At 31.2% G+C, this 10,536-nt stretch carries 11 protein-coding genes; all 11 read right to left on the reverse strand.

The genetic code is table 11. The features are described from left to right. The coding region (locus tag ABYI63_RS16475) for a hypothetical protein (protein WP_372757940.1) at positions 1 to 740 on the reverse strand (740 nt) is incomplete at its 3' end. A gap of 4 nt (positions 741 to 744) precedes the next feature. Further along, positions 745 to 1,749 (reverse strand): hypothetical protein, encoded by a 1,005-nt coding sequence (locus ABYI63_RS16480; RefSeq protein WP_372757941.1) that lies wholly within the window; start codon positions 1,747 to 1,749, stop codon positions 745 to 747. Then, a complete protein-coding gene (locus tag ABYI63_RS16485) occupies positions 1,733 to 2,314 on the reverse strand; it encodes a DapH/DapD/GlmU-related protein (protein WP_372757943.1) in 582 nt (193 codons plus the stop codon). Before ABYI63_RS16485 ends, ABYI63_RS16480 begins: the two co-directional genes overlap by 17 nt. A gap of 10 nt (positions 2,315 to 2,324) precedes the next feature. Next, positions 2,325 to 3,251: a glycosyltransferase family 2 protein gene (locus ABYI63_RS16490; protein ID WP_372757945.1), complete on the reverse strand. Its 927-nt coding sequence runs from the start codon at positions 3,249 to 3,251 to the stop codon at positions 2,325 to 2,327. Next, positions 3,248 to 4,591 carry an MATE family efflux transporter gene (locus ABYI63_RS16495; protein ID WP_372757947.1) on the reverse strand — a complete coding sequence of 448 codons (1,344 nt, stop codon included), beginning with the start codon at positions 4,589 to 4,591 and terminating at the stop codon, positions 3,248 to 3,250. The genes ABYI63_RS16490 and ABYI63_RS16495 overlap by 4 nt, the downstream gene beginning before the upstream one ends. Beyond that, entirely contained in the window at positions 4,584 to 5,600 is a 1,017-nt protein-coding gene (locus ABYI63_RS16500; RefSeq protein ID WP_372757948.1) for a GDP-mannose 4,6-dehydratase, read from the reverse strand. The genes ABYI63_RS16495 and ABYI63_RS16500 overlap by 8 nt, the downstream gene beginning before the upstream one ends. A 1-nt stretch (position 5,601) precedes the next feature. Continuing rightward, complete coding sequence (locus ABYI63_RS16505) at positions 5,602 to 6,474, reverse strand: NAD-dependent epimerase/dehydratase family protein (RefSeq protein WP_372757950.1); 873 nt, start codon at positions 6,472 to 6,474, stop codon at positions 5,602 to 5,604. A 3-nt stretch (positions 6,475 to 6,477) separates the two neighbouring features. Beyond that, complete coding sequence (rfbH, locus tag ABYI63_RS16510; protein WP_372757951.1) at positions 6,478 to 7,803, reverse strand: lipopolysaccharide biosynthesis protein RfbH; 1,326 nt, start codon at positions 7,801 to 7,803, stop codon at positions 6,478 to 6,480. A 10-nt stretch (positions 7,804 to 7,813) separates the two neighbouring features. Then, the gene (gene rfbG / locus ABYI63_RS16515; protein ID WP_372757953.1) at positions 7,814 to 8,887 is read right to left on the reverse strand and encodes a CDP-glucose 4,6-dehydratase; all 1,074 of its coding nucleotides are present in this window, start codon (positions 8,885 to 8,887) and stop codon (positions 7,814 to 7,816) included. Next, entirely contained in the window at positions 8,875 to 9,651 is a 777-nt protein-coding gene (rfbF, locus tag ABYI63_RS16520; RefSeq protein WP_372757955.1) for a glucose-1-phosphate cytidylyltransferase, read from the reverse strand. The genes rfbG and rfbF overlap by 13 nt, the downstream gene beginning before the upstream one ends. A 95-nt stretch (positions 9,652 to 9,746) precedes the next feature. Further along, positions 9,747 to 10,536, reverse strand: a 790-nt coding sequence (locus tag ABYI63_RS16525) for an NAD(P)H-flavin reductase (protein ID WP_372757956.1), incomplete at its 5' end; no start/stop codon positions are given.

Below are 10,536 nucleotides of genomic sequence, written 5' to 3' on the forward strand. Positions count from 1 at the left end.
GCCGTAGACCTAAAAATGTTTTTTTGAGGATTATCCAACATTTCTTTACTATATATATGCCTATCATCAAATAAATATCGGTATGGGAAACTTCCATAATCGCTCATATCACCCTCAATCAACACGTTTTTGTGTTTTTTACATAATAGGCTTAAAATAGTTTGATCGTGTCTGTTTTGAATAAACTCAGGGTAATCCTCCCCCAAAACACTTGGGTCGTCGCTTAAAATTCTACTATCCGCAGAAAATCTTTCCCAATCATTTAAAAAATCTATAGACTCTTTACACTTTTTTACTAAAACAAATGTGGACGTAATTTGAGGAGTGTCTGTATATTCTGGTTCATCACAATTCATCAAAATAAATGCATCTCTTTTTGTCCACTGCTTTTCTATTAAAAGCAACCTAAAGCATAAAATATTTTTTTTATTTTTTTCTAAATGATTTATGAGTGGTTTAATACTCTTAATAAAAATAGTACCACTATCTGCAGAAAACAAATAATCCCCTTCATTAACATCTTTTAATGCTTTATTAACCAAATAGGGTTTCCAAAAATAATTTCCAAATCCTTTAGTGTATTTTAGGGAACTTTTGTGTAAATCCCACTGACTTTTTTCAATATCATCTGGACTATATTCAATTACCCTATCTACCCTTCCAAAAACCTTAGCAGTAAAACTACTCCATTTCTGTTTTCCTCTAAATTTCTTATCAGCAAAGTTTACTAATGTTACCATTGTATTATTTTAATTGTTGATTAATTACCTTATTCATAAAACTGAACATATTATATTTTTCAAAAATTAAGTCTCTTGCCTTTATCAATTGTGATAGGTTTTTTTCATGGAAATCACTCTCAACTACGTTTATTATTTCTTCAATACAATCCTTTTTATTAATATCGATAGGGTAATAACTTCCTTCGGGAAAATAATCGGATATGTTGGTACAGCCATAATAAATTGGGGTTGCAAAACTTAAAATAGCATCGGAAAATTTCTCACTCCAATAAAATGGTGCTTTTTCATTTTCAATAACTAAAATGTACCTGCTTTTAGAAAATGGAAACCATTTACCATTGGGTGCATTATCAATGTACTGATTAAATCTAGCCCACTTAGAACCTCCGTAAAGATTAAAATTGTATTGTGTATTACAAAACTTTTCTAAAAACTCTGCTCTTATTTTATGCCCATCTATATTCATTAAATTAGAATTGATGGTAGCTAGGTTATCGGTTTTTTTTGGGTATGTTGCCTTTATTAAAAAATCGTAATCTATAAGAAACTCATCCTTTACTTTATTTATATGGCTGTTAGAACCTAAATGCCAATGTACAAATGGTGGCGATGCTATAAAACGTTCATCAGCTTTATCTATTAAATAGGGATCTGATGTATATATTTTATTGAATTTATTTAAAATTTTAGGTGAAGATAATCCAAGTTTATTTATATATGATGGAGGTTCTATATGAAGTAAAAAACTTTTATTCCGTTTATAGTTTATTGTTAAATTTGGTTTATTAACAACAAAATCAAAATCCGGAAATAAACCATTGTAAAAAATGGTATTACCTACGATACCTGACCGGTTTGGTGTTTGGTCTGTAATAAAATCGTTGTACGTACCTCTGTGGGATGATACCCTAACTTTATGTAAATTATTATTTAATAAACTTTTTCTATTATGAGCACCCCTATAGTCATTAGTTAAATTTATTAAATCTCTAAGAAATGCTTTCATCGCTAAAATATTTAGGTTCATAGTTTCCAAAAGGTGAAACGACAAGTTTTGAAGGTTCCCTTTTTCGTAAAACTTTACAAGGGTTTCCTACGCATATTGAATAAGACGGTAAGTTTTTGTTTACAACAGATCCTGCGCCAATAATAGTGCCCCTTCCTACAGTAACACCTCCCAATATCGTTACATTAGCACCAATCCAATTTTCTCCTTCTAAAACAACCTCTTGATTTTCTGTTATCGGGCCATAATCGTCAATATTATGGCTTCCAGAAACTATTGTAAGCCCTATGGCAGACTGAACATAATCCCCAATATAAACTTTATTAAAAGCCCATATCTTATTGTAATGGCCTAAACTTACATTTTTTCCTATTGTAATGTTTTTAGGGTATATAAATCTAAATCCTTTATCTATAAAACATTTATCTTCTATTTGAATTCCGGCTAATTTCAAAATAAAAGATCTAATTCTATTGCAACTCTCCAAGTTTAAAACAAAAAATTCTGAAATAAAATTTAGAATACTTGAAAATGTCGATAATAAATAACCCTTAATAATTCTCATGATGGCATTTTTAAGATAGGTAATTCAGTACTTTGATTAAAATTCCTTTTGGTTTAAATGCTTTTGGATAAAAATGGATTAATTTATCGAACTTATAGTTATCATTTTTGAATTTTTTTAACTCTTGCCACATGTTTATACTGTAAATTCCTATATTTTTTTCTTCATAATTAGACAAATAATATCCTTTAGCTGCATTATAAAATAAGGCTAATTTAGACCCCCCCGAATCTGTAGATATGGAATCACTATGCTCTCTAAAATAACTCAATCGTTTATTCACAAAACTGACTTTTTTGTACTTACTAGCTGTTATAAGAAAACATAATACGTCGTTCCCTATAGCTATTTTTGAAAAATCGTAATCAAAATAGTTCGGGATATCTACCTTTAAGGCTTCTTTTAAAGCAATAGTTCTAAAAATTGCACAGCCAGGTGAGTAAGGTACTTTCCCAGAATACGTTCCAGAAAAAAACATTTTTTTTATAAATATATTACTTGAAAACTCTTTTGTTTTTTTGAATGTTTCATGAATTTTAGATTTTACGTTATGAATATTATCCATAAATATAACAGTGGAAGTATATACAAAACCGACTTCCTTATTTTCAAAAAATGGAATCGTTTCTTTTATAAAATCTTCGTGTATTAGGTCATCAGACCATAAAATTTTAGAAAATTCTCCTTTAGCTTCGTCAACACATCGCTTCCAATTTCGTACTGGCCCAATGTTTTCATCATTCCTAAAAACACGTAATCGGTTATCATTTAAGGCGAGCTTTTCAAGTAATTCCCAGGTACCGTCTGTACTGCAATTATCAACTACAATTATTTCTATATTGGTATAGCTTTGGTTAGCTGCAGATTGTATAGTTTCTTCAATTAAATTTACCCTGTTATAAACAGGTATTAATATACTAACAAGGTCTTTAATCATAATGTTTGTTTTTTTAATATAGAAAATGTTTCAATTGCTCCAAAAACCGCAAAAAATAATAGCGAAATAATTGTTCCAATAATTACTCCTCCAGCACCATAACTTTTTGCTAATAAAATTGATAAAGGTATGTTAATTATTAAACCTACAATAGATGTTTTAATTTGTGTTTTGGTTTTACTCAGGCCATTTAAAAACATGGCAAAAATATTATTCCAAACTGAGACTACAGAAAAAATAGCGGTTCCAATGAGTAATATCCATGATAATTCCATCTCCTTATTAACCCATAGTTTAATTATTGGTTTTGAAAAAAGTAACATAAGTGCTATTATAACCATAATTAATAAAAGTCCTTTTAATTGCTTATTAATTATATTTTTAATCCATTTAAAATCATTTTTTGCATAAGCCTCTGTATATGCTGACCATAAGGGTGTTAAAATAATTGTAGTTAGCATAATGGTTATGGAAAAATATTTATATACAATACTATACGGGGTAACTTCTTCTGGCGATAAGGTATGTGAAATAATTAGTGCATCTGTTTGAAAAATGACTAAACCTGCAAATTGTATAATAAAAAAGCTGCCTCCTAATGAAAATAAATCTTTAACTTTTGCTTTGTTATAAAATAAAATAGAAGGTCTAATCTCTTTGTATTTAGTATTAAAAACCCAAAAACTGAATATTAAAAATAATATTAAAGGAACAATTGTATATATTAAGCCTATTAGTACAAGGCTTTCATTTATTAATGATTTAAAAAGTATAAAAATAAAAAGAATTATGGTGTTTGAAATGGCAAAGATAAAACTTGGGAATGCTGGTTTATGGTAGGCAGTAAGAATTGAATTCATTAAATTTAAAAAAAACTGAAGAACTGTTATAATATAACAAACTCCTATTAATATCTTTAGCTCAGCCTCAATATCAATACCTGTATTAAACACTCTAAACCATTCAATATAATACCATGGTATTAAAAAAAAGATAATCAACAATAGTGCTAGTACGGCCATAACCACATAAGAAGTACTTACGTACTCTCTTGCGTTTCTTATTTCATTTAATGCTAAGGCTTCGGCTAATTTATTTCTAAGTCCGTTACCAATTCCAATATCAAAAATTTGTAACATCGAAAGAAAGTTAAATACAGTTATCCAAACACCGTATTTGTAATCATTTAACAATTCCAAGGTCAATGGAATAAGAGCAAAGCTAATAAACACACTGTATCCTTTTATAAAAAAAAGAGATAGTATGTTTTTCTTGGCCTTTATAGATCTTTCATGCCCTGAAAAAAAAAAGTCTTTATATTTTATTAAACCTTTAATCATTTAACCAGTTAATCATACTTTGAATACCTTCCTTAGTTTTAATTTCTGGTTTCCAGTTTATTAAATTCGTAATTAAAGTATTATCTGCTATAAAAACCTTTTGATCACTTTCTCTAAATGGTAATTTTTTATAATCCATTTTTATATCCAAAATGCTTTCCAATAAACTAAATAATTCTAACAGTGAAAGACTATTTTCAATACCTCCTCCAATATTAAAAGCTTGACCTTTTATTTTTTCTATGTTTGCAACTGAAGCAAAATAGAGTGAAACTACGTCTTTTGCATGTAGTACATCCCTAACCTGTTTTCCACTTCCTGATATAGTGAATGGCTCCTTAAAAGTATTATTTTTTATTTCTAACGCTTTTTGGCAAAACCAACCAATCCAACCTTGATCAATGGTTGAATGCTGATTACCTCCGTACATTGAAGAATGTCTAAAAACAACTGTTTTAAGACCATATATACGGCTAAAATCCAATAAGTATTGGTCGGCACTCCCTTTAGAGCAACCGTATGGCGAATGAAAATTTAAGGGTAAATTTTCATCAAAACCATTCGGGTGTTCTTTACATGTATAACGTGTATTACCTTCTTCAAAGGTAAGTTCTTCAAAATCACCATAAACTTTGTTTGAAGATGAATATAACACCATGGTGTTTGGCAAATATTTTCGTATAGCATCTAATAAATTGAAAGTTCCTAAGGCATTTGTTTCAAAATCTAATCGCGGATTACTTATAGAGGTTGTCATGGCGACTTGCCCTGCCAAATGAAATACAACATCAGGCTGCTCTTCTTTTATTACGGTTTCAATATCATTGTTGTTTCGAATATCAAAAGGATAGTATTTAAATTCTCCTATAGCTTTTAACCAATTCAAGTTTTGAGCACTTCCATGGCGAAACAAATTATCAAAAACAATTAACTCTTCACCTCTTTTTAAAACTTCAGCAGCCAAATTACTGCCAAGAAAACCACAACCTCCTGTAATTAAATATTTCATATCAATTTTCTATCGTTATTTTTATTCCTTCATCTAATGAAAACTTTGGTTTCCATCCTAACTTTAATAGTGCCTTATTATCCAATTCTGGTACCATAATATCACCTTCTCTATATGGTATAACTCCAAATTTCAATTTTGAAACTACATCAATGTTATATACCTTTTCAATTTCTTTTCCAATAGCTAAAATAAATTCTTTAACCTCAACAAATGTATTAGTACCCAAATCAAATTGATTCCATTTTGGTAAGTTTTGGGCTTCGTTTACTACCATTAAGTAAGCAGAAACCACATCTTCAATATAAATAAAATCACGCTTTTGTATTCCTGATGTTAAATTTATTTCTTCTGAACTATTTATCATTTTATCTATTAACCAAGGCGTAAATTTATTTTTATCATCCTTAGGTCCATACATATATTCTGGCCTAATATTAATTACTTGAATTTTATCAGATTGTAACTTAAGCCATTGCACAAATTGATTCTTTGAAAGACTATAATTATTTACGTTAACAGGAAGTAAGGTATCTGTATTTATAAACGTTTTTACTTCGTTAGCAATAGCTTCCTCTAGCAATTTTATCCCAAAAATTAAATTTGAATCTAATATTTCAAATAAATTATCTTTTTTTCTGCCATAATTGCAAGCAGTATGTACAATAACATCTGGTTTAACTTCGGTGAAAATAGCTTTTAAAGATACCATATCGGAATCATACCATTTTATTTTTGGTAATAAATGATTTATTCTCCAAGTATCCGATGTCGATCTTTTTAAAATTACAACATTAAACCCGTTTGAAATAAAAATTTCAAGTAAATGACTCCCTAAAAAACCTGTTGCTCCTGTTAATAAAAGAGTCTGCATAACTTAAAAATTTAGTCCAAAAAATTCTTCCAATTTCTCTGCAACAAACTCAAAATGTTCAATACCTAATGCTGGATAAATACCAATCCAGAATGTTTGATTCATGGTAATATCTGTATTAGTTAATTCACCAACCACACGATATTCTAAATTTTTAAAATATGGCTGTTTGGTTAAATTACCTGCAAATAATAGTCTTGAACCAATTTTATTTGAATCTAAAAACTTTAATAAATCTACGCGGTTTACTCCAGACTCCTTTTTAAGCGTAATAGGAAACCCAAACCATGATGGGTCGCTATTTGGTGTCGCTTCGGTTAACTCCAAATAATCAGTTAAAGATTGTAAACGGTTTTGTAAATAGGCGAAATTTTCTCTTCGTTTATTAATAAACCCTTGTGCTTTATCTATTTGAGCAAGACCACAAGCGGCTTGCATATCGGTAATTTTTAAATTATACCCTAAGTGTGAATACACATATTTGTGGTCGTAACCATAAGGTAAATCGCCATGTTGTTGCTCAAAACGGCAACCGCAAGTATTATCGCAACCTGGAGCGCAGTAGCAATCGCGTCCCCAATCTCTAAACGATTCGGCTATTAATTTAAGTTCGGCATTATTGGTAAAAACGGCGCCACCTTCGCCCATGGTAATGTGGTGTGCTGGGTAAAAACTTAAGGTAGCAATATCGCCAAAAGTACCAACCAACTGACCGTTGTAAGTTGCTCCTAATGCATCGCAACAATCTTCAACCAACCATAAATTATATTTTTCGCAAAGTTCTTTTATTTTACCTAGGTTAAATGGATTACCCAAGGTATGTGCTAACATGATTGCTTTAGTTTTAGGAGTAATTGCCGCTTCAATAAGGTTGGCATCAATATTATGTGTTTTAATATCTACATCTACAAAAACAGGAACAGCACCAAACTGCACAATAGGGTTTACCGTTGTTGGAAACCCAGCAGCTACGCCTATAACCTCATCACCTTTTTTGATGGCGCGATCACCTAATTTAGGTGATGTTAGGGCACTAAAAGCAACTAAATTTGCTGAGGAACCAGAGTTGACGGAAATACAGTGTTTAACACCTAAAAAATCGGCTAATTTTTTTTCAAATAAGGCATTAAATCGGCCGGTAGTTAACCAACCATCAAGTGATGCATCCACCATGTTTTGAATTTCCTCATTACCCAACACTTTTCCTGCAGGTGGTATTGTAGATTTACCAGGAACAAATGCTTTTTCCTTGTAAGCCTCGGTGGTGTATTTGCTAACTAATTTGGCTATGTCTTTTCTTAAACCTTCTAAAATTTCTTTACTTTCCATTTAAGTATTTTTATTTACTATAATTTTCAATTTCGGCTAAACACACTGCTTTCATATTTTTGCCAGCCTTCCATTCTTTATGCCAATTCACTATTAAATTTAGTGTGTGTTCTATAGGCCATTTCGGATGCCATTTAAGTAAGCTTGCCGCCTTTGAACAATCTAATTTTAAAAAACCTGCTTCGTGTGGGTTGTTTTCTTTATCCAACTCCCAACTTGCACCATTACCCCAATCATTAACCATGGTATCTAAAATCCAATTTACTGATTTACAATCTTCATCTTTAGGACCAAAATTCCATCCTTCAGCAAACTCATCACCTTTCTCATATAAATTTTGAGCTAATACTAAATACCCTGAAAGCGGCTCTAAAACATGTTGCCATGGCCTTGTAGAAAGCGGATTTCTGACAATTACTGGTTTCCCATTTTCAAATGCTCTTAAAATATCCGGAATCAATCTATCATCGGCCCAATCGCCACCTCCAATCACATTTCCTGCTCTTGCTGAGGCAATACTCGCACTACCTTCGGTATGAAAAAACGAATTTCTATAAGCCGATGTTACCAATTCTGCACAGCCTTTACTATTACTATAGGGGTCGTGTCCGCCCATGGGCTCATTTTCTCGATAGCCCCAAGCCCATTCTTTGTTTTCGTAACATTTATCAGTGGTTACTGATACAATAGCTTTAAGCCTTACACACGATCTTGCAGCTTCTAAAACATTTACCGTACCTATTACATTAGTTGTATAGGTTTCTACAGGATTTGTATATGATAGTCTAACTAATGGTTGGGCTGCCATATGTATTAAAATGTCTGGATTAAAAGACACCATACTTTCTTTTAAAACGTCCAAATCTCTAATATCACCAATTACAGATTCCATGTTTTCAGCAACGTTTGCCTCAATAAATAATGAAGGGTTTGTTGGAGGCTCCAAGGCGAATCCTTTAACCGTTGCTCCCATGGATTGTAACCACAAGGACAACCAACTGCCTTTAAAACCAGTATGGCCCGTTAAAAAAACCTTTTTATCTTTCCAAAATATACTATCAACCTTTCCTCCTACTCTTGCCATAATTTCCAGGGGGCTTTATTTTTACTCCATAAATCTTCTAAAAGGACTTTATCTCTTAACGTGTCCATTGGTTGCCAAAAGCCTTCATGTTTAAAGGCCATCAATTGATCATCTGCTGCTAAACCTTTTAAAGGTTCTTGTTCCCAAACAGAACTATCACCATGTATTCTATCTATAACCTTTGGTGATAACACAAAAAATCCACCATTAATAAGTGCTCCATCTCCTCTTGGTTTTTCTTGAAATTTTTTTACTACACCGTCAACAATATCTAAAGCTCCAAATCTTCCTGGTGGATAAGTTGCGGTAAGTGAAGCCAATTTACCATGAGATTTATGAAATTTTATTAGTGCTTCTATATTAATATCTGCAACACCATCTCCATAAGTAAAACAAAAACTTTCTTCCTTAAGCAAATAAGGCGCCACTCTTTTAAGTCTGCCCCCCGTCATCGAATCATCTCCAGTATCAATTAAGGTAACAGTCCAAGGTTCTGCTCTTTTTTCATGAACTATCATTTTATTATCTTTCATGTTAAATGTAAGATCTGATTGATGTTTAAAATAATTTGCAAAATATTCTTTTATTACATAGCCTTTGTAACCACAGCAAATAATAAAATCATTTATCCCATAATATGAATAGGTTTTCATGATATGCCATAAAATGGGTTTTCCTCCAATTTCTACCATTGGTTTTGGTTTAGAAACCGTTTCTTCACTTAAACGAGTACCTAAACCGCCTGCTAATATTACTGCTTTCATATATTTTATTACTATTTTTTAACTATCATGTACATCAACCATTGGATTGTACTTCAGAGTTTTAAAGTTTAGGTTATAAATGGCTATTGTCCTTATTAGTTTGAACTGACAAAAGCGTCTGAATAAATATTATGTGTCTTTATTTTATTTTTAATTAATAATTCTTTGGAAGACCTAATCATAGCGTTTGAACCACAAGCATATACCTGAGAATTTTCTAAATCTATTATTTGTTTTAGTACAGCTCCTTGCACATAGCCTCTTTCACCTTGCCAATTATCAGTTTCTCTAGATAAAACAGGAATATATTTGAAATTCATATTATCATAATTAAACTCAAGAAACATATCTTTCTTATACCTACCTCCCCAAAATAACCAAATTTTCTTCTCTGAATACAGTTCGGGATCTTTATTGAATTGATCAAGCAATGCCTTTACTGGTGCTATACCCGTTCCTGTGGCCAAAAATATAATGTTTTTAACAGAATCGTCTTTTCTGTAAAAAAAGGTTCCCAATGGGCCTTCAAAACGCAATAAATCGTTCACTTTTGCTTTAGAAAAAAAGTAATCGCTCATTAAGCCATTTTTATACTTCTTTATAAAAAACTCAAGCTTATTATCGCTTCTAAGGGTATTTGCAATTGAATAACTTCTTTTTATATCTCCTTTAATAATGTTAACATACTGGCCTGCAATAAATTTGAAATTAGCGTTTGGTGGTAATCTAAGAATCAATTTTATAACATCATCTGAAATGTTTTCAATCACATCAATTTTAGAAACAAATATCGAAGTTTCAGCTAAAACAATATCTCCTAAATCTTCAACATCTATTTTAATGTTTGATATTGGTCTTGAATTACAAGATAAAGTGTATCCCAAC

This window comes from Mariniflexile sp. (assembly GCF_041583155.1).
Lineage (GTDB): Bacteria > Bacteroidota > Bacteroidia > Flavobacteriales > Flavobacteriaceae > Mariniflexile.